The sequence below is a fragment of the Streptomyces sp. RB17 genome (assembly GCF_009604455.1).
In the GTDB taxonomy this organism is placed as follows: Bacteria; Actinomycetota; Actinomycetes; order Streptomycetales; family Streptomycetaceae; genus Streptomyces.
Genome location: NZ_WEGL01000003.1, coordinates 139,166 through 158,749 on the forward strand (window position 1 = coordinate 139,166; position 19,584 = coordinate 158,749).

The 19,584-nt window shown below is 72.7% G+C and carries 10 protein-coding genes; 4 read left to right on the forward strand and 6 right to left on the reverse strand.

Annotation, left to right across the window (positions count from 1 at the left end; genetic code table 11):
- Positions 1–11 precede the first annotated feature (11 nt).
- The gene (locus tag SRB17_RS14300; RefSeq protein ID WP_153538603.1) at positions 12–2,264 is read right to left on the reverse strand and encodes an ATP-dependent DNA helicase UvrD2; all 2,253 of its coding nucleotides are present in this window, start codon (positions 2,262–2,264) and stop codon (positions 12–14) included.
- Between the two features lie 150 nt (positions 2,265–2,414).
- Between SRB17_RS14300 and SRB17_RS14305 the strand changes: the two genes are divergently transcribed.
- Positions 2,415–2,657: a mycoredoxin gene (locus SRB17_RS14305; RefSeq protein ID WP_030649619.1), complete on the forward strand. Its 243-nt coding sequence runs from the start codon at positions 2,415–2,417 to the stop codon at positions 2,655–2,657.
- An 86-nt stretch (positions 2,658–2,743) separates the two neighbouring features.
- On the opposite strand, the gene nudC is transcribed toward SRB17_RS14305, so the two are convergent.
- From nudC to SRB17_RS14330, 5 genes are all read right to left on the reverse strand, one after another.
- Positions 2,744–3,688 carry an NAD(+) diphosphatase gene (nudC, locus tag SRB17_RS14310; RefSeq protein WP_323375506.1) on the reverse strand — a complete coding sequence of 315 codons (945 nt, stop codon included), beginning with the start codon at positions 3,686–3,688 and terminating at the stop codon, positions 2,744–2,746.
- Between the two features lie 154 nt (positions 3,689–3,842).
- Positions 3,843–5,246 (reverse strand): dipeptidase, encoded by a 1,404-nt coding sequence (locus SRB17_RS14315; protein WP_153538607.1) that lies wholly within the window; start codon positions 5,244–5,246, stop codon positions 3,843–3,845.
- Positions 5,247–5,299: 53 nt separating this feature from the next.
- Positions 5,300–8,866: an ATP-dependent helicase gene (locus tag SRB17_RS14320; RefSeq protein ID WP_194294009.1), complete on the reverse strand. Its 3,567-nt coding sequence runs from the start codon at positions 8,864–8,866 to the stop codon at positions 5,300–5,302.
- Positions 8,867–8,981: 115 nt separating this feature from the next.
- Positions 8,982–12,422, reverse strand: a complete 3,441-nt coding sequence (locus SRB17_RS14325; protein ID WP_323375508.1) for an ATP-dependent DNA helicase — start codon at positions 12,420–12,422, stop codon at positions 8,982–8,984.
- A gap of 257 nt (positions 12,423–12,679) precedes the next feature.
- Positions 12,680–13,066 carry an MGMT family protein gene (locus SRB17_RS14330; RefSeq protein ID WP_153538608.1) on the reverse strand — a complete coding sequence of 129 codons (387 nt, stop codon included), beginning with the start codon at positions 13,064–13,066 and terminating at the stop codon, positions 12,680–12,682.
- A gap of 185 nt (positions 13,067–13,251) precedes the next feature.
- On the opposite strand from SRB17_RS14330, the gene SRB17_RS14335 reads away from it, so the two are divergent.
- The 3 genes from SRB17_RS14335 to SRB17_RS14345 all read left to right on the forward strand — a co-directional run bounded on the left by SRB17_RS14335 (position 13,252) and on the right by SRB17_RS14345 (position 19,493).
- Positions 13,252–16,125, forward strand: a complete 2,874-nt coding sequence (locus SRB17_RS14335) for a lysylphosphatidylglycerol synthase domain-containing protein (protein WP_153538610.1) — start codon at positions 13,252–13,254, stop codon at positions 16,123–16,125.
- Between the two features lie 84 nt (positions 16,126–16,209).
- Positions 16,210–17,754 carry an alpha/beta hydrolase gene (locus SRB17_RS14340; RefSeq protein WP_153538613.1) on the forward strand — a complete coding sequence of 515 codons (1,545 nt, stop codon included), beginning with the start codon at positions 16,210–16,212 and terminating at the stop codon, positions 17,752–17,754.
- A gap of 182 nt (positions 17,755–17,936) precedes the next feature.
- Positions 17,937–19,493, forward strand: coding sequence for an alpha/beta hydrolase (locus SRB17_RS14345; RefSeq protein ID WP_153538615.1), 1,557 nt, complete (start codon positions 17,937–17,939; stop codon positions 19,491–19,493).
- Positions 19,494–19,584: the final 91 nt, after the last annotated feature.

The following is a 19,584-nucleotide window of genomic DNA, read 5'->3' on the forward strand; positions in this document are numbered from 1 at the left end:
ACGAGTTCGTATCAGTCGCCCTCGTCGCCTTCCCCGGCCTCGCGGCCTGCGCAGATGGCCAGAACGTCCGTTCCGTAGCTGCGCAGCTTGCGGCTGAGGACACCGGGGATGCGGGAGAGCTCCGCGGGAGTCTCGGGCCGCGCCTCGGCGATGGCCATCAGAGTGCGGTCGGTGAAGACGCAGAAGTCCGGCTGTCCGCTGCGCTCGGCCTGGACGGCCCGCCACTCGCGCAGCCGTTCGTAGAGCCCTTCGTCCATGTCCGAGGGGCAGTCCTCGCAGCGCATCAGCTTCATCTCACCGGCGTCGGTGAGCGTGCGGCCGCAGACCCGGCAGCGGGCGGGGGTGCGCTGGGTGCGCCGGGGGGCGGCGATGGTGCCGGTGGTGGTGCCGCGCTCGATGCCGCCTGTGGCGGCGGTGCCGGTGTGGCCGACGGTGGGCGTGGTGCCGGGGCGCAGCCCGTCGAGGAAGTGGCTGGGTCTGCGGTTGGGGCGGGTGCCGGGCGACCGGGACAGCGCCCAGGAGAGGTGGAGCCGTTCCCGCGCCCGGGTGACGCCCACGTAGAGCAGCCGGCGTTCCTCCTCGATCTGCTCGTCGGTTCTGGCGTAGGTGATGGGCAGCATGCCCTCGGCGATGCCGACCAGGAAGACGACGTCCCACTCCAGGCCCTTGGCGGCGTGCAGGGAGGCGAGGGTGACGCCCTGGACGGTCGGGGCGTGCTGGGCGTTGGCCCGCTCGTCGAGTTCCGTCACCAAGTCGCCGAGGGTGGCGCCGGGCCTGGCGGCGGCGAGGTCGTGAGCGAGGCCGACCAGGGCGGCGAGGGACTCCCAGCGCTCTCTGACGGCGCCGGAGCCGGCCGGGGGTTCGGTGGTCCAGCCCTCTCCGGACAGGACGGCGCGCACCTGGGAGGGCAGGTCCACGGCGTCGTCCAGCAGGGAGTCGTTGCCGCCGAAGCGGGCCGCGCCGCGCAGGGCGATGCCGGCCTTGCGCACCTCGGGCCGGTCGAAGAAGCGCTCGGCACCGCGCAGCTGGTAGGGGACGCCGACGTCGGCGAGGGCCTGCTCGTAGGTCTCGGACTGGGCGTTCGTACGGAACAGGACGGCGATCTCGGCGGCCGGGACGCCCGCGTCGATCAGCTCACGGATGCGGCGGGCGGCGCCTTCGGCCTCGGCCGGCTCGTCGGTGTACTCGGTGTAGACGGGCTCGGGGCCGGGGGCACGCTGGGAGACCAGTTCCAGCCGGTGGTCGGCGGCGCGGCCGCGGGCCTGTGCGAGCAGGCCGTTGGCGAGGTGGACCACCTGGGGGGTGGAGCGGTAGTCGCGGACGAGTTTGACGACGGTGGCGCCGGGGTGCCGGGCGCGGAAGTCCAGGAGGTGGTCGGGCGTTGCTCCCGTGAACGAGTAGATCGTCTGGCTGGCGTCGCCGACGACGCACAGGTTGTCGCGGTCGCCGAGCCACAGTTGCAGCAGCCGCTGCTGCAGGGGGCTGACGTCCTGGTACTCGTCGACGACGAAGTGCTGGTACTGGGACCGGACCTGTTCGGCGACGTCGTGCCGGTCCTGGAGGATGGCGACGGTCAGCAGCAGGACGTCCTCGAAGTCGATCACGGCGCGGTCGCGCTTGAGGTCTTCGTAGGCGGCGTAGAGGTGGGCGATCTCGGTGGGGTCGCGGGGGGCCTCGCGGCTGGCCTTCGCGGCCGCGTACGGGTAGTCGGCGGGGATGGTCTGGGTGACCTTGGACCATTCGATCTCGGCGGTGACGTCCCGCAGCTCACCCCGGTCGAGCCGGGTGCCGAGGCTTGCGGCCGCGTCGGCGACGAGCTGGATCTTGCGGTCGATGAGCCGGGGCATGCCGCCACCGATCGCTTTCGGCCAGAAGTACTGGAGCTGGCGCAGGGCGGCGGAGTGGAAGGTGCGGGCCTGGACGCCGTGGGCGCCGAGCTGGCGGAGCCGGCCGCGCATCTCCCCGGCGGCGCGGTTGGTGAAGGTGACGGCGAGCACGCTGGAGGGCTGGAGGATGCCGGCACGCACGCCGTAGGCGATGCGGTGCGTGATCGCCCGCGTCTTGCCCGTGCCCGCTCCGGCCAGGACGCACACCGGGCCGTGCAGGGCGGTGGCCACCGCGCGCTGCTCGGGGTCGAGCCCTTCGAGCACCGCGTCGGCAGAGTCCGGTGCCTGCGGGAAGAGGGTGGAGTGCGTTGCTGCTGTCACACCGCCATGCTGCCAGGTCGCCCGGGACTGCCGTGCCGGTTGTCCACAGGCGAGCATAGATAGTCGTACTAATGCGGCAAGCGTCACAGCGGCGTGTGGACACCCAGCGTGCCAGGCCTGTGGGATACCCCGGGTGGGAATGGCGGGCGGCTCGCGTACGTTCTCCCCCTGGACGATTTTCCGAGCTGTCCGAGGAGCGCGAGAGACATGCAGGGCACTGTGACGATGTACAGCACGACTTGGTGCGGCTACTGCCGGCGGCTGAAGAGCCAGCTGGACCGGGAGGGCATCGCCTACACCGAGATCAACATCGAGCAGGACCCGGAGTCCGCCGCTTTCGTGGAGAAGGCGAATGGCGGAAACCAGACGGTCCCGACCGTGCTCTTCGCGGACGGCTCCACGCTGACGAACCCGTCGCTCGCCCAGGTGAAGCAGAAGCTCGCCGCGTGACGCTCCGCGGGTTTCCGCGGTGACCGCAGCAGGGCGGCCCCCGTGTCGGGGGCCGCCCTGCTGTGTCTCGTCGGCAGCGCTGTGCCTCAGACGAAGCTGCGCGTCGGCAGTGGCTTTCCGTACCACATCTCGATCAGGCGGGCCGCGATGGAGATGCCGTAGGGCGGCAGCACCTCGCCGGACTCGAAGGCCTCGTGCAGTTCCTCCCGGGAGAACCAGCGGGCCTCGTGGATCTCGTCCCCGTCGACGTCGATCCCGGTCGAGGTGGCGCGGGCCATGAAGCCGAGCATCAGGCTGGAGGGGAAGGGCCAGGGCTGGCTGGCCACGTACTCGACGGGGCCGACGGTGACGCCGACCTCCTCGGACACCTCCCGGCGCACCGCCTGCTCGATGGACTCGCCGGGTTCGACGAAGCCGGCGAGCGTGGAGAAGCGGCCCTCGGGCCAGTGGACCTGGCGGCCGAGCAGGATGCGGTCGTCCGCGTCGGTCACGGCCATGATCACGGCCGGGTCGGTACGCGGGTAGTGCTCGGCGCCGCAGGCCGGGCAGCGGCGGATGTGACCAGCGGCGGCGATGACGGTGCGCTCGCCGCAGCGGGAGCAGAAACGGTGGGTGCGCTGCCAGTTCTCCAGGCCGACCGCGTGCACCATGAGCCCGACGTCGCGCGGTGAGAGCAGCAGGCCGGCCTCCCGCAGCCCGGCGGGGCGTGCGGACTGGTCGATACGGCCGGGCAGTGCGTCCTTCTGCAGCGCGAAGTAGCTGACGCCGTCCTCGTCGATGCCGAGGAAGTAGCGGTGCGCCTCGGTGAGCGGGGCCTCGAAGGAGGGGGTCATGACGAGTTCGGTGCGGCCGTCCGGTGTCTCGTCGATGAGCACCTGGCCGCCGGAGACCACGAAGCAGCGGGTCGTGGGATGGCTCCAGGCCGCCGCGAGCCAGGCCTCGTCGAGCCGGTGGTGGGCGGCGCGGTCGATGCCGCTCGGAGCGGTCAGCGAGATGGGTCGGTCGGCTGTGTCGTCGGTCCAGGTGGTCACGGGTGCTTCCAACTCCCCCAGTGCAGCGGTTCGTTCGGCGGGCGGATCGGCGGGACGTGGGCGGAAGGGCACCGGGCCGGGCGCGGGTGGGACGGGCGGGGCGGTCCCTCCAGTGTGCCCCGCGCGCGATGCCCTCCCGTACGGCGCCAGCCGGTCAGGGCGTGGGACGCCAGTGCTCGGCCAGGTCACCCCACAGATAGGCGCTGGTCTCGACGCCCTTGAGGAGGAGGTCCAGCTCGACCTTCTCGTTCGGGGCGTGCCAGCCGTCGGAGGGGACGGAGATGCCGAGGAAGAGCACGGGGGCGCCGAGGACCTCCTGGAGGTCGGCGGCGGGTCCGGAGCCGCCCTCGCGGGTGAAGCGGACCGACTTCTCGAAGGCGCGGCCCATGGCGCGGACCACGGACTGCAGTGCGGGGTGGTCGAGCGGTGTCAGGCAGGGGCGTGTGGCCGCGCCGAACCGGATCTCGTGCCGGATCCCGGCGGGCACCTGCATCTCGGCCCAGGCGCGGACGGCCTTCTCCAGGTGGTCGGGGTCCTGCCCGGCGACCATTCGGAAGGACAGCTTCACCATGGCCGAGGACGGGATGATCGTCTTGCTGCCGGGGCCCTGGTAGCCGCCGCCGATGCCGTTGACCTCGGCGGTCGGGCGGGCCCAGATCCGTTCGAGGGTGCTGTATCCGGCCTCGCCGTGGGTGGCGCGGGACTTGGCGGTGTCCAGCCAGCGCTGCTCGTCGAAGGGCAGCTCGGCGAGCAGCTCGCGCTCGCGGTCGGTCAGCTCCACGATGCCGTCGTAGAAACCGGGGATCGCCACGCGCGCGTGCTCGTCGTGCAACGCGGCGACCAGGCGGGCGGCGGCGGTGGCCGGGTTGGGCACGGCGCCGCCGAAGGAGCCGGAGTGGATGTCCTGGTCGGGGCCGTACAGCTGGATCTCGCACTCGGCGAGGCCGCGCATGCCGGTGCAGACGGTCGGGGTGTCCTCGGACCACATGCCGGTGTCGGAGACGATCACGGCTTCGGCGGCGAGCCGTCCCGCGTGCTCCTCGACCAGGGCCCGGAAGTGCGGGGAGCCGGACTCCTCCTCGCCCTCGATCAGCAGTTTGAGGTTGACTGCGGGGGCGGTGCGGCCGGTGGCGGCGAGGTGGGCGCGGACGCCGAGTGTGTGGAAGAACACTTGGCCCTTGTCGTCGGCCGCCCCGCGCGCGTAGAGACGGTTTCCGCGGACGACCGGCTCGAAGGGCTCGCTGTCCCAGCCGTCCTCGCGGGCGGCGGGCTGCACGTCGTGGTGGCCGTAGACGAGGACGGTGGGCGCCTCGGGGTCGCCGGAGGGCCACTCGGCGAAGACGGCCGGGGCGCCGGGGGTCTGCCAGACCTCGGCGGTCGGGAAGCCGGTCTCCTTGAGTTTGGCGGCGAGCCAGTCGGCACTGCGCCGTACGTCGGGCACGTGGTCGGGCTGGGCCGAGACGGAGGGGATGCGCAGCCATGCGGCGAGATCGTCGAGGAAGGCGGCGCGGTGCTGCTCGATGTACGTGCGGACGGCGCTGTCCGGGGTCTGGCTCATGCTCTCGAGCCTATCGGCCCGCACCGACATCCTCGGCGGGCGGTTCGTCACACTCAGACCGCCCGGTGTGCCGTTTCGGCGTCTTCCGTGAGGAGCCGTTCCAGGGCGGCCCGGTCCGGCAGGTCACGCGGCCGTACCACCTCGCCGGTGCGCACGTACAGGAAAGCGGCCGTGACCGACTCGGGCGGCACGCCCTGCTGCTCGGCCCAGGCCAGCCGGTACACGGCGAGCTGGAGCGGGTCGGCGGTGCGGGTGCGGCTGGTCTTCCAGTCGACGATCTCGTACGTCGCCCCGTCGCCGTCGCCGTGCCGGTAGACGGCGTCGATGCGGCCGCGTACGACGCGGCCGGCGAGGGTGAGCTGGAAGGGCGCTTCGACCCGGTAGGGGGTGCGCCGGGCGTACTCGGTGCGTTCGAAGGCCTCCTTCAGGGTCTCCAGGTCCCGTTCGTCGGCGATCTCGGCATCGCTGCCCGGCAGCTCGTCCGGTTCCAGCAGGGGCAGCGTCAGTTCCTCGAAGCGGGCCTCGACCCAGGCGTGGAACCGGGTGCCCCGGCGCGCGGCCGGTTGCGGGGGGCGTGGCATGGGGCGTGCGAGTTCCTGCGCGAGCGCGTCCGGGTCCTCGGCCAGGCGCAGCAGCTGGGAGGCGGTGAGCGCGGCGGGCAGCGGGACGTCGGTGACGGTCTGCCGGGCGCGCAGCAGTTCTCCGGTGAGCGCGTCCAGGTCACGGTCCCAGGAGGCGATGGTGCGGGCCTCCTCGGGGGTGAGGGTGGTCTCGGACACGACGGTGTCGGAGGTGAGGGCGGCATCGGGTGCGGGGCCGTCGGGGGTGCGCGGGGCGCGTGCGGCGGGTGCGGGCGCCTGGTGGGGGACGGTCGGCCGCTCGGCGCTCCAGGAGTCCCACCCGTCGGGATCCTGTGCGTCGGGGCCGTCGTCGTACGGGAACTCGTCCCCGTACAGGTCCTTGTCGTACGGGCCCCCGGCGCGGGGCTCACCCTCGTACGGTTCCTCGCTGTAGGGGCCCTCACCGTAACCGTCCTCTTCTTCCGGCGGTGCGGGCCAGTCCGGGTCGTCCAGGGCGCCGGGGTCGTGGGTGGCCGAGGTGGGGGCGGTGTCCTGGGCGGCGAGGGCGTCCAGGTGGGCGAGGACGGTCTCGGCGGCGGCACGGCGGCGGGCCAGGGCGGCGGCGTCCAGCGGGAGGGGCCACACCTGGTCGGCGCCGGCCGTGTGCAGGGCGGGATTCTCCTCGTCCTCGGCGGGCTCCTCGGCCCACGCCTCGATCTCGCCGTGTCCGGCGGCGCAGTGGTCGTGGAGGGCCTGGAGGAAGTCGGAGGGGCCGCGCGGCTTCTTCTGGCTGGGCCCCCACCAGTGGCCGGAGCCGAGCAGGAGGGAGCGGGGGCGGGTGAAGGTGACGTAGCCGAGGCGAAGCTCCTCGGTGTGCTGGTGGTCCTTCATGGCCTCGTGGAAGGCCTTCATGCCGCGCGTGTCCCAGCCGTCGACGTCGGGCAGGGTGTCGGTGTCGCCGCGCAGGGCGTGCGGCACCACCTTGGCCTGCGCCGTCCACTTCTCGCGGCCCTGTGCGCTGGGGAACGTGCCCTTGACCAGTCCGGGAACGGCCACGACGTCCCACTCCAGGCCCTTGGACTTGTGGGCGGTGAGCACCTTGACGGTGTTCTCGCCGCCGGGCAGGGCGTTGTCGAGCCCCTTCTCGTACTGCGCGGCGGTGCGCAGGAAGCCGAGGAAGGCGAGCAGGGTGGCCTCGCCGTCGCCGGCCGCGAAGGACGCGGCGATGTCCAGGAAGTTGGACAGGGTCTCGCGGCGGCGTGCGGCCAGGGCGTGCGGGGACGCCGACAGCTCCACCTCAAGGCCGGTGACGGCGAGCACGCGGTGCAGGACGTCCATCAGCGGGTCGGACAGCGAGCGGCGCAGGTCGCGCAGCTCGGCGGCCAGGCGTGCGAAGCGCACGCGCGCGTCCGGCGAGAACGGCAGCGCGTCGTCATCCGCCTCGGCGTCCATGGGTGCTTCGAGGAAGGTGTCGAGGGCGTCCGCGAGCGATATCACCTCGGCCGGGTCGACCCCTTCGACGGCGGCGGCGAGCCGGCGGTCGGGGTCGTCGGTGTCGTCCACGCGCGCGTGGGCTACCAGGAGGCGGGCGCGGCGGCCCAGCAGGGCGAGGTCGCGGGGGCCGATGCGCCAGCGCGGGCCGGTCAGCAGGCGCACCAGGGAGGCGTTGGCGCCGGGGTCCTGCAGGACCTCGCAGACGGCGACGAGGTCGGCGACCTCGGGCAGGTGCAGCAGCCCGGACAGGCCGACCACCTCGACGGGGACGTCCCGGGCGACGAGGGCGCCCTGGATCTCGGCGAAGTCGGTCGCGGTGCGGCACAGCACGGCGATCTCGCCGGGGGCCGTGCCGGTGTGCACGAGGTGGGCGATCGAGTCGGCGATCCAGTCGATCTCGTCGGCGTGGCTGGGTAGCAGGGCGCAGCGGACGGTGCCGTCGTACTCGGCGCCGGGGGCCGGGCGCAGGGCCTCCACGCCCGCGTGCATGGCACGCAGCGGTTCGGCGAGGCCGTTGGCGAGGTCGAGGAGGCGGCCGCCGCTGCGGCGGTTCTCGCTGAGGGCCTGCCGGGTGGCGGGGCGGCCGTCGGCGTGGGCGAAGTGCGCGGGGAAGTCGTCCAGGTTGGCGACGGAGGCGCCGCGCCAGCCGTAGATGGCCTGGCAGGGGTCGCCGACGGCGGTCACGGGATGGCCCGTGCCGCCGCCGAACAGGCCCGCCAGCAGGACGCGTTGGGCCACGGAGGTGTCCTGGTACTCGTCCAGGAGCACCACGCGGAACTCCTCACGCAGCAACCGGCCCACCTCGGGGATGCCGGCGAGGCGGGCGGACAGGGCGATCTGGTCGCCGAAGTCGAGCAGGTCGCGTTCGCGCTTGGCCGTCCGGTAGCGGCGGACGAGGTCGGCCAGTTCGCGGCGGGCGGCGGCCGTCTCGGGCACCTTGCGCAGATCGGCGTTGGTGAGCTTGGCGCTCTGGAGGGTGCGCAGCAGGTCCGCGTCCCAGGTGCGCAGCTCCTCGGGGTCCACGAGGTGTTCGGCGAGTTCGGAGTCGAGGGCGAGCAGGTCGCTGACGAGGTCGGCGAAGGAGCGGGTCAGCGCGGGGTAGGGGCCGGGGGCCTCGCGCAGCACGCGCGCGGCGAGCTGGTAGCGGGTGGCGTCGGCGAGCAGCCGGGAGGTGGGCTCCAGGCCGAGGCGCAGGCCGTGGTCGGTGAGGAGGCGGCCGGCGAAGGCGTGGTACGTCGAGATCACCGGTTCGCCGGGCGGGTTGTCCGGGTCGATGACATCGGGGTCGGTGACACCGGCCCTGATCAGCGCCTTGCGGACGCGTTCGGCCAGCTCGCCGGCGGCCTTGTTGGTGAAGGTCAGGCCGAGGACCTGTTCGGGGGCGACCTGGCCGGTGCCTACCAGCCAGACCACGCGAGCGGCCATCACGGTGGTCTTGCCCGACCCGGCTCCGGCCACGATCACCTGCGGGGCGGGCGGCGCGGTGATGCAGGCCGTCTGCTCCGGGGTGAACGGGATGCCGAGGAGCTCGTTGAGCTGCTCGGGGTCGGTGATACGGGCGGGCATGTCGAAAGAGGCTAGCGGCGGGCACTGACAGTCGCGGACGCATCCGCCCATCGGGAAGGAAGAAGCGCAGGTCAGCCCTTGTGGTGCCGTGCGTCACCCCAGCACCTGCCGGCACTCACTCGACCACGTGCCGCCCCTCGGGCCGGGCGCTGCACGAGGCGCGGAACGCGCAGTGCGTGCAGTGCTGGCCGGTGTTCGGCGCGAACTGCTCGTCGAGGACCTTGCCGGCGGCGGTGGCCAGCAGCTCGCCGACCCACTCCCCCGACAGCGGCTCCTGGGTCTGCACCTTGGGCAGGGTGTCGCCTCCGTCGCGCTTGGCGGCGCCCTGCCTGAGGTGCACCAGTTCGGCGCCGCCGGGTTCGGGGCGTACGCCGTCGAAGGCGTCGTCGACGGCGCCTTCGTGGACGGCGAGCTGGTAGACGGCGAGCTGGGGGTGGCGGGCCGCCTCGGCGGCGCTGGGCGCCTGCTTGCCGGTCTTGAAGTCGACCACGTAGGCGCGTCCCTCGCCGTCCGTCTCCACGCGGTCCATCTGGCCGCGGATGCGGACCTGGTAGTCGCCCGCTTCGAGGGTGACGTCGAAGTCCTGCTCGCTCGCCACCGGGGTGCGCCCGGTGCGGTCCAGCACATGCCAGTTCAGGAGGCGTTCGAGCGCCACGCGCGCGTTGTCCTTCTCCTGCTGCGACTTCCAGGGCGCGTCGAAGGCGAGCGCGTTCCACACCGAGTCCAGGCGTTCCATGAGGACGTCGAGGTCGGCCGGACTGCGGCCGGAGGCGACCTCGTCGGCGAGGACGTGGACGACGTTGCCGAAGCCCTGTGCGGTGGTGGCCGGGGCGTCGGCCTTCACCTCGCGGCCCAGGAACCACTGCAGCGCACAGGTGTTGGCGAGCTGGTCGAGGGCGCTGCCCGAGAGCACGACCGGCCGGTCCCGGTGACGCAGCGGCACCTTGCTCTCCGTCGGGTCGTACATGCCCCACCAGCGGTAGGGGTGCGCGGACGGCACCAGCGGGCGGCCGTCTTCGTCGGCGAGGGCGGCGAGCCGGGCCAGGCGGCGGGCGGCGGCCTCCCGCAGGGCGGCGGACGCGCGCGGATCGACCGTGGTGGCGCGCAGCTCGGCGACGAGCGCGGCCACGGACAGCGGGCGGCGGGGGCGGCCGGTGACGTCCTTCGGCTCGACGCCGAGTTCGGTCAGGAAGCGGGAGGGCTGGTCGCCGTCGTCGGCGGGTGCCTTCACCGCGGTGACGACGAGGCGTTCACGCGCGCGTGTGGCGGCCACGTAGAACAGGCGGCGCTCCTCGGCGAGCAGTGCGCCCGGGGTGAGCGGTTCGGCGAGTCCGTCGCGGCCGATGCGGTCGGCCTCGAGCAGGGAGCCGCGGCGGCGCAGGTCGGGCCACAGGCCCTCCTGGACACCGGCGACGACGACCAGCCGCCACTCCAGGCCCTTGGCGCGGTGCGCGGTCATCAGACGGACGGCGTCGGGACGTACCGCGCGGCGCGTGAGCGTGTCGGCGGCGATGTCCTCGGCCTCGATCTCCTCCAGGAAGTTCAGCGTGCCACGGCCCCCGGTGCGCTCCTCCGCGCGCGCGGCGGTGGCGAACAGCGCGCACACGGCGTCCAGGTCCCGGTCGGCGTTGCGGCCGGCCGCGCCGCCGCGGCGGGCGGCCCGCTCCAGGCGCCCGGGCCACGGCGTGCCCTCCCACAGGTCCCACAGCGCCTCCTCGGCCGTACCGCCGCCCGCGAGCCGTTCGCGGGCCTTGCGGAGCAGCGCGCCGAGGCGCTGCGCCCCGCGCGCGTACGCCGGGTCGTGCACGGCCAGGCGCTCGGGTTCGGCGAGCGCCCGTGCGAGCAGTACGTCGGAGGGGGGCGGCAGCGGGTTGCCGGCCGCCCGCTCCTCCTCGCGCAGGGCACGGCCGAGGCGGCGCAGGTCGGCCGGGTCCATGCCGGCGAGGGGGGAGGCGAGCAGGGTGAGCGCGGTCTCGGTGTCGAGCCAGGAGGTGTCCGGATCACGCTCTGCGACGTCTTCCGGGGCGGCGTCCCCAGGAGCGACGGCCTCGCCTTCAGAGGCAGCTTCCTCGTGTGGTTCTTCAGAGGCAGTCTCCTCGGGCTCCTCCGAAGCGCCCTCACTCTGGGCACCGGACGGGCCCGCGTTGTCCCCGTGGCTCCGGGCCTCCGCCGTGGCCACCGCGCGCAGAGCCGTCAGCAGGGGGGCCACCGCCGGCTCGTGGCGCAGGGGCAGGTCGTCGCCGTCGATGTCGAGCGGGACGCCGGCCGCCGTGAGGGCGCGGCGCAGGGTCGGCAGGGTGCGGGAGCCGGCCCGGACCAGGACGGCCATCTCGCTCCAGGCGACGCCGTCCTCCAGGTGCGCGCGCCGCAGGATGTCCGCAATGTTGTCCAGTTCTGTACCAGGTGTCGGGTACGTGTAGACCTCGACGCGGCCCCCGTCCCGTACGGCGGCCGGCTCGCGATGGGCGCGGACCTTGTCGGCGGGCAGCCGGGGCAGCGGCATGCGCTGGGTGATCAGCCGGGTGGCGGCCAGCAGGGCGGCGCCGGAGCGGCGGGAGGTGCGCAGCACCTCGACGGGGGCGGGGCGGCCGTCCATGCGCGGGAAGGCCGCCGGGAAGTCGAGGATGCCGTTCACGTCGGCACCGCGGAAGGTGTAGATCGACTGGTCGGGGTCGCCGAGGGCGACCAGGGTCCGTCCGCCGCCGGCCAGCGCGTGCAGGAGCCGTACCTGGGCGGGGTCGGTGTCCTGGTACTCGTCGACGTACACGGCGTCGTACCGGGCGGCGAGGCGTGCGGCGTTCTCGGGGCGGCGGGCGAGCAGGACCGCGCGGTGGACCAGTTCCGCGTAGTCGATCACGCCCTGCATGTCGAGCACGTCCAGGTACTCGGCGAGGAACGCGGCCGCGGCGCGCCAGTCGGGGCGGCCGATACGGCGGGCGAAGGCGTCCAGCGCGCCGGGACCGAGGCCCAGCTCGCGGCTGCGGGCGAGGACCGCGCGGACCTCGTCGGCGAAGCCACGTGTGGTCAGGCAGGCGCGCAGTTCGTCGGGCCAGCGCACATGCGCCGGCCCGAGCCGCTGCAGTTCGGGCTGTCCGGCGAGCAGCTCGCGGACGGTGACGTCCTGCTCGGGGCCGGAGAGCAGCCGCAGCGGCTGGGTGAACAGGCCGCTGTCCTGGTGGGCGCGCACCAGTGCGTAGCAGTACGAGTGGAACGTGGTCGCGCGGGGCGCGCGGGCGGCGCCCATGCGCAGGGCCATGCGGTCGCGCAGATCGACGGCGGCCTTGCGGCTGAAGGTCAGGACCAGGATGCGCTCGGGGTCGGCGCCGCGGGCGATCCGGGCGGCCACGGACTCGACGAGGGTGGTGGTCTTGCCGGTGCCGGGACCGGCGAGGACGAGCAGGGGCCCGCTCCGGTGGTCAACCACGGCGCGCTGTGCCGCGTCCAGACGAGGGGGGTCCACGGCGGCTGGCGGGGTACGGACCAGACGGTAAGCGCCACGGCCCCCCTGCCGCACCTGGGGGTGCGGCAGGCGCCTGGTGGAGGAAGAGGAGCTCACGTGATTGGCCGGTCCTGGTGTTCGTGCTGGTGGGCGGGCGGTCACGGGTGCGGGGCGGTGGCCGCGGGGTGAGGGGGACACGTGCAGCCGACGCTACGCCGCCGCACCGGACGGAAGCAGGGCTTCCGCTTCTTCCCTCGCGGCGCTCGCGCCACGTGCGTCCCACATCCCACGAACGTACGTCATGCCACGGATGTCCCCCACGTCACCCGTACGGGCCATGGGCTCTCCCAGAGGGCATCGGATGGCGGAAGCTGTCAGGTGTGACCCACCACGCCCACCCCGCCGTCCCATCGGGCCCGCCGCATGTCGATCCGCGGCAGATGCCCCTCGGCGCTCCTGGCCGCCTCCTTCAGCGGCGTGCCCTCCGTGCGGTAGTGGGCGAGCGCGCGCAGTTCGTGGCCGGGCAGCAGCACCCCGTCGGCGCGTACAACACGCCACCACGGGACGGCGCCTCCGTACAGCGACATCACCCGGCCGACCTGGCGTGGCCCCCCTTCGTCGAGCCACTCGGCGACATCGCCGTACGTCATGACCCGCCCCGGCGGGATCCGCTCGGCGACCTCGAGCACCCGCTCGGCGTACTCGGGCAGCGCGTCCGCGTACTCCTCGGGGGCGTCCTCGGCAGGGCTCTGCTCGCTCATTCGCTCCATCCTGCCGCACCCCACCGACATCGTGGCGCGGACCGCGGGGTCGGCCCTCTCGCCCTCGGACGGCGCTTCCGGCAGACTGTGCGCCCGCGCATCCGCACCCTGATGCCCGCGTACGTCGGTCGGGCATGCCACCATCGTGCGGGCGGTGACTGGTGATACGAGACCAAGAAGAGACCATGAAGCAGCAGGGCGTGCACCCCGAAGGCGCGGCGGGCACCCCTGACGCCGCCGCGCGCCCCGACGCCTCCGGCGCGGCCAGGAACAGCGGCGACGCCCGGCAGGAGGCCACCGGTCGCCCCCGGCCCGCCGACAACGACAGCACGCGCGCGCGTGGGAACAGCCAAGCCGGTGAGAACGACGCCTCACGCACGCGTGAGGACGGCAGCGACGACACCGAGGGGGCCCACGTCCCGGAGAACACTGCTCCCGATCACGGTCCGGGCGCGGACGACGATCCGCACGCCGAGGCCGTGGAGGGCGACGAACCGCTGCTCCCCGCGCGCGTGCACCGCCCCTCCGACCTCATGCGGCTCCTGGTGGGCGTGCTCGCCATCGTGGTGCTGCTCGCCATCGCAGCGTTCGCGCACGGCACCACCTCGGGATTCGAGCAGGACATCAACAAGGGCACCGGTCAGGCCCCCGACCTGCTCATCAAGATCGCGGGTCTGGCGTCCAGCATCGCGATCCTGCTGGTGCCGGTCGCCTTCGCGATCGAACGGCTGATCAAACGCGACGGGCTGCGCATCGCCGACGGCGTCCTCGCGGCGGTCCTCGCCCACGGTGTGACCCTCGCCACCGACCTGTGGGTGGCGCGGGCCGCCCCGGGCTCGATCCAGGAGGCGCTCACCCAGCCCTCCCCGGGCGACATCCACGCCCTGACCGACCCCGTGCACGGCTATCTGGCACCCGTCATCGCCTACATGACGGCCGTCGGCATGTCCCGCAGACCCCGATGGCGCGCCGTGCTGTGGATCGTGCTGCTGCTCGACGCGTTCTCGATGCTGGTCACCGGCTACACGACCCCGTTCTCGATCATCCTGACGGTGCTGATCGGCTGGACCATCGCCTACGGCACGCTGTACGCGGTCGGCTCCCCCAACGTCCGCCCCACCGGGCAGACCCTGATGGCAGGCCTCAGGCACGTCGGCTTCCACCCCGTCAGCGCGGCCCGCGAGGAGGCCGTGGAGACGGAGAACGGCGACCGCGGCCGGCGCTACTTCGTCACCCTGGAGGACGGCCCGCCGCTGGACGTCACGGTCGTGGACCGGGAACAGCAGGCCCAGGGCTTCTTCTACCGTGCGTGGCGCAATCTCACCCTGCGCGGCTTCGCCACCCGATCCAGCCTCCAGTCGCTGCGCCAGGCGCTGGAACAGGAGGCGCTGCTGGCGTACGCGGCGATCGCGGCCGGCGCCAACGCGCCCAAGCTGATCGCCACCTCCGAACTCGGTCCCGACGCCGTCATGCTCGTCTACGAACACACCGGCGGGCGCACGCTCGACTCGCTCACCGACGAAGAGATCACCGACGAGCTGTTGCGCAACACCTGGCACCAGGTGCAGGCGCTGCAGTCCCGGCGCATCGCACACCGCAGACTCGCAGGTGACGCGATTCTGGTGGATCGTTCCGGCAGTGTGATCCTCGCCGAGCTGCGCGGCGGTGAGATCGCGGCCGGCGAGCTGCTGCTGCGCATGGACGTGGCCCAGCTGGTCACGACGCTCGGTCTGCGGGTGGGCGCCGAGCGGGCGGTGGCCTCGGCGGTCCGGGTGCTCGGGCCGGACGCGGTCGCCGACTGCCTGCCGCTGCTCCAGCCCATCGCTCTGACGCGCTCCACGCGCGCGACGCTGCGCAAACTGGCCCGGGAGCAGGCCCAGCGCGAGCGCGAGGCGGTCCTGGAGGCATCCCGGCAGACCAAGCAGGCGCGTGCGGAAGAAGACGGTGCGGAGGGCGCACAGCCCCTCGGGAAGGCCGACAAGAAGGCCGTACGCGCCCAGGCGCGGGCCGAGAAACGAGCCGTCGACGAGGCCCTCGACGAAGCCCGTGAGGAGGATCTGCTGACCCAGATCCGCCATGAGGTCCTGCGGATCAGGCCGCAGGCACCGGTGGAGCCGGCCCGGCTGGAACGGGTGCGGCCGCGCACCCTGATCAGCGTCTTCGCCGGTGCCATCGGCGCGTACTTCCTGCTGACGCAGCTCACGCACATCGAGTTCGGGCCGCTCGTGGCCAACGCCCAGTGGGGCTGGGTCGTCGCCGCCGTGCTGTTCTCGGCGGTCAGCTATGTGGCGGCGGCGATGCAGCTCCTGGGGTTCGTGCCGGAGCGGGTGCCGTTCCTGCGGGCCGTGGCGGCCCAGGTGGCCGGCTCGTTCGTGAAGATCGTGGCACCGGCCGCGGTCGGCGGCGTGGCCCTCAACACGCGGTATCTGCAGCGCTCCGGGGTCCGGCCGGGGCTCGCGGTGGCGAGTGTGGGTGCCTCGCAGCTGGCCGGGCTCGGCTTCCACATCCTGATGCTGCTGTCCTTCGGTTATCTCACCGGCACCGAGAAGACGCCGTCCCTGTCGCCGTCCCGTACGGTCATCGCGGGCCTGCTGACGGTCGCGGTACTGGTGCTCGTGGTGACCTCGGTGCCGTTCCTGCGGAAATTCGTCGTCACGCGCGTGCGGTCACTGTTCGCGGGTGTCGTGCCCCGCATGCTCGATGTGCTGCAGCGGCCGCAGAAGCTGATCACCGGCATCGGCGGCATCCTGCTGCTGACGTTCTGCTTCGTGATGTGCCTGGACGCCTCCATCCGGGCGTTCGGCGACGGCTCGGCCTCACTCAGCATCGCCAGCGTCGCCGTGGTCTTCCTCGCCGGCAACGCGCTCGGGTCAGCGGCGCCGACCCCGGGCGGCGTGGGCGCCGTGGAGGCGACCCTGACGGTCGGCCTGATCGCCATCGGGCTGCCCAAGGAGGTCGCCGCCCCGGCCGTCCTGCTGTACCGCCTGCTGACGCTGTGGCTGCCCGTGCTGCCGGGCTGGCTGGCCTTCAACCAGCTCACCCGCAAGGGAGCCCTGTAGGAGCCCCATCAGGGCACGGGGCGCCCGTACCTCGTACGGCTCGCGCCCCGCGCGCCCCGGAGTGCGCGCCTCCAGGATGGGAACATGGCGAACCCCTCCTGGCTGCGCGCCGCCGCCCTGACCACCACTGCCGTGCTGCTCTCGGCCCTGCTGGCCGGGTGCGGCGACGGCAGCAAGGCCGGCGACCTCTCGGCGCAGAAGCTGGACTGGAAGGACTGCCCTGCTCCGTCCGAGGCAGAAGGCGGCGGCAGCGCCCCGTCCCCGCTGCCGAGCGGCGGCACATGGCAGTGCGCCACGATGAAGGCGCCCCTGGACTGGAGCAGACCGAACGGCGACACCATCGGCATCGCCCTGATCCGCGCCAGGGCCAGCGGCCCGGCGAGCAAGCGGATCGGCTCGCTCGTGTTCAACTTCGGCGGCCCCGGCGGCAGCGGCGTCAGCTCGCTGCCCGCGTTCGCCTCCGACTACGCCGCCCTGCGCACCCGCTACGACCTGGTCAGCTTCGACCCGCGCGGAGTCGGGCGCAGTGCGCCGGTCGAGTGCGAGAGCGACGCCCAGCTGGACGTGTACTTCCAGCAGGACGCGACCCCCGACGACAGCGCCGAGCGCACCCAACTCCTGAACCGCACCAAACAGTTCAACGCGGCCTGCGAGAAGAACTCCAAGAAGATCCTGCCGCACGTGGCGACCACCGACGCGGCCCGCGACATGGACCTGATGCGACAGGTTCTCGGCGACGACAAGCTGTACTACTTCGGCATCTCCTACGGCACCCAACTCGGTGGTGTGTACGCCCACCTGTTCCCCAAGAACGTCGGCCGGGCCGTGCTCGACGCCGTCGTCGACCCCACGCAGAACCCCGAACAGAGCTCGCTCGGACAGGCCAAGGGCTTCCAGCTCGCACTGGACAACTTCGCCGCCGACTGCACCTCGAAACCCACGGAATGCCCGCTCGGCACCACCGCGCAGGATGTGAAGAACCGCATCGCGAAACTGCTGAACGACCTGGAGAAGAAGCCGATCCCCGGCATCGCGCCGCGCCAGCTCACCCAGACCGTCGCGACGAACGGCATCGCGCAGTCCCTTTACTCCAAGGACTTCTGGGAGTACCTCACCGAGGGCCTGGAGCAGGCGTACGCGGGCGACGGCAAGATCCTCATGCTGCTGTCCGACGCGATGAACGGCCGCAGCGAGGACGGCGAGTACAGCAACATCACCGCGGCGAACATCGCCATCAACTGCGCCGACGAGAAGCCCCGGTACACGGCCGACTACATCCAGGGGAAGCTGCCCGAGTTCCGTGCCGCCTCCCCGATGTTCGGGGACTACCTGGCCTGGGGCATGCTCAGCTGCGCCGACTGGCCCGTGGCGGGTGCCGCCGACCATCCCGACGTCAGCGCGCCCGGCTCTGCCCCCATCCTCGTCGTCGGCAACACCGGAGACCCGGCCACCCCGTACGAGGGCGCGAAGAAGATGGTGGACGCGCTCGGCAAGGGCGTCGCCGTCGAGCTGACGTACAAGGGCCAGGGGCACGGTGCGTACGACAGCAAGAACCGGTGCGTGCAGAGCGCGGTGAACGGCTATCTGCTGGACGGGAGGGAACCGAAGGCCGGCACGGTCTGCTCCTGAACGTCCCGGGCCTGAACCACCCCGGAGCCTGAAGAGAACCCCGGACCGAAACAACCCGTCGCAGCGAAGAAACAGCAGGTCATGGCGTTATCCACAGGCCGTCACGGGATTGGCCGGACGTGCCTACCATGGCCTGGACGCCCGGCGCGGCACGACGCGAAGGGCCTGTGAGGGGGGTACGTATGAGGCGATTCCTGCGCTGGACCGCCGCGGTGGCCGCGGCGCTGCTGATGGCCGGCTGCGGTGGCGGCTCGCCGGACGGGGGCGGCAAGGGGAACGGGCACAAGCGCGGCGAGAACAAGGGCACGAGCGCGGCTCCCCCTTCGGCTCCGGCGACGGACCTGCCCGCCTCCCTCACCTCCCAGCGCCTCGACTGGCGCGGGTGCAAGGCCACGGGGGACTCCCCCGCGCCGACCGGCGACTGGCGGTGCGCGACGCTCAAGGTGCCGCTGGACTGGTCCCGGCCGGACGGTGCGACGATCGGCCTGGCGCTGATCCGTGCCCAGGCGACCGGCGGGCACCGGATCGGCTCACTGCTGTTCAACTTCGGTGGCCCCGGCGGCTCGGGCCTGGAGATGATGCCGTACTACGCGGACACCGTCGCGAAACTCCGCGAGCGCTACGACCTGGTGAGCTGGGACCCGCGCGGGGTCGGCGCCAGTGAAGGCGTCCGCTGCCGCAGCGACCGGCAGATCGAGGCCGCCGAGGACGTGGACGCCACACCGGACACCCCGAGGGAGCAGAAGGCGTACCTCCAGGACGCCGCCGACTTCGGCAAGGGCTGCCAGAAGGCCGCCGGCAAACTGCTGGCACATGTGTCCACCACCGACACCGCTCGCGACATGGACCTGATGCGCCAGGTCCTCGGCGATACGCGGATGCACTATTTCGGCATCTCCTACGGCACCGAACTGGGCGGGGTGTACGCCCACTTGTTCCCGAAGCGGGTGGGACGGCTGATCCTCGACGCGGTGGTCGACCCGACCGCGGACACGGTGGGCCAGGCCGAGAACCAGACCCGCGGCTTCCAGCGGGCGCTGGACGACTACCTGAAGTCGACCGGCCAGGACCCCGAACAGGGCACCCGGAGGATCGCGGCCCTGCTGAAGCGGATCGACGCGAAACCGCTGCCGGCCACGTCCGGGCGAAAGCTGACCGAGACCCTCGCACTCACCGGGATCATCGTGCCGCTGTACAGCGAGGCCGGCTGGCCGAGGCTGACCAGCGCCCTCGGCTCCGCGGAGAAGGGCGACGGTTCACCGCTGATGGCGCTCGCGGACGAGTACAACGAGCGGGACTCCTCGGGCCACTACGGCACGACGACCCACTCCCAGCGGGTCATATCGTGCCTGGACGAGAAGGAGCGGCCGACGCCCGCGGAGACGAAGCGGCTGCTCGCGCAGTTCGAGCGGATATCGCCGGTGTTCGGGAACTTCCTGGGCTGGGACACGGCGGGCTGGTGCCACGACTGGCCGGTGCCGGGCCAGTTCACGACTCCGGAGGTCAGCGCACCGGGAGCGGCGCCGATCCTGCTGGTCGGCAACACCGGCGACCCGGCCACTCCGTACGAGGGTGCCCGCAGAATGGCCGACGAGCTGGGCAAGGGAGTCGGCGTCGAACTCACCTGGAAGGGCGAGGGACACGGGGCGTACGGCAACGGCAGCGACTGCGTCGACTCGGCGGTGAACGCCTACCTGTTGAGCGGGACGGTGCCGAAGGACGGCACAGTCTGCTCCTGACGCGGACGGGGGCCCCGGGCGCCGTACGCACCCGAGGCCCCCGCCACCCGCACCGGGGAACCGGCTCAGTAGACCGGCAAGTCAGGCCGCA

Coding starts and splice junctions, on each gene's coding strand:
- SRB17_RS14335 (WP_153538610.1), top strand. CDS start 13,252: ATGAAGCAGCAGGGCGTGCACCCCGAAGGCGCGGCGGGCACCCCTGAC.
- SRB17_RS14320 (WP_194294009.1), bottom strand. CDS start 8,866: ATGCCCGCCCGTATCACCGACCCCGAGCAGCTCAACGAGCTCCTCGGC.
- SRB17_RS14305 (WP_030649619.1), top strand. CDS start 2,415: ATGCAGGGCACTGTGACGATGTACAGCACGACTTGGTGCGGCTACTGC.
- SRB17_RS14340 (WP_153538613.1), top strand. CDS start 16,210: ATGGCGAACCCCTCCTGGCTGCGCGCCGCCGCCCTGACCACCACTGCC.
- SRB17_RS14300 (WP_153538603.1), bottom strand. CDS start 2,264: ATGCTCGCCTGTGGACAACCGGCACGGCAGTCCCGGGCGACCTGGCAG.
- SRB17_RS14345 (WP_153538615.1), top strand. CDS start 17,937: ATGAGGCGATTCCTGCGCTGGACCGCCGCGGTGGCCGCGGCGCTGCTG.
- SRB17_RS14315 (WP_153538607.1), bottom strand. CDS start 5,246: ATGAGCCAGACCCCGGACAGCGCCGTCCGCACGTACATCGAGCAGCAC.
- SRB17_RS14330 (WP_153538608.1), bottom strand. CDS start 13,066: ATGAGCGAGCAGAGCCCTGCCGAGGACGCCCCCGAGGAGTACGCGGAC.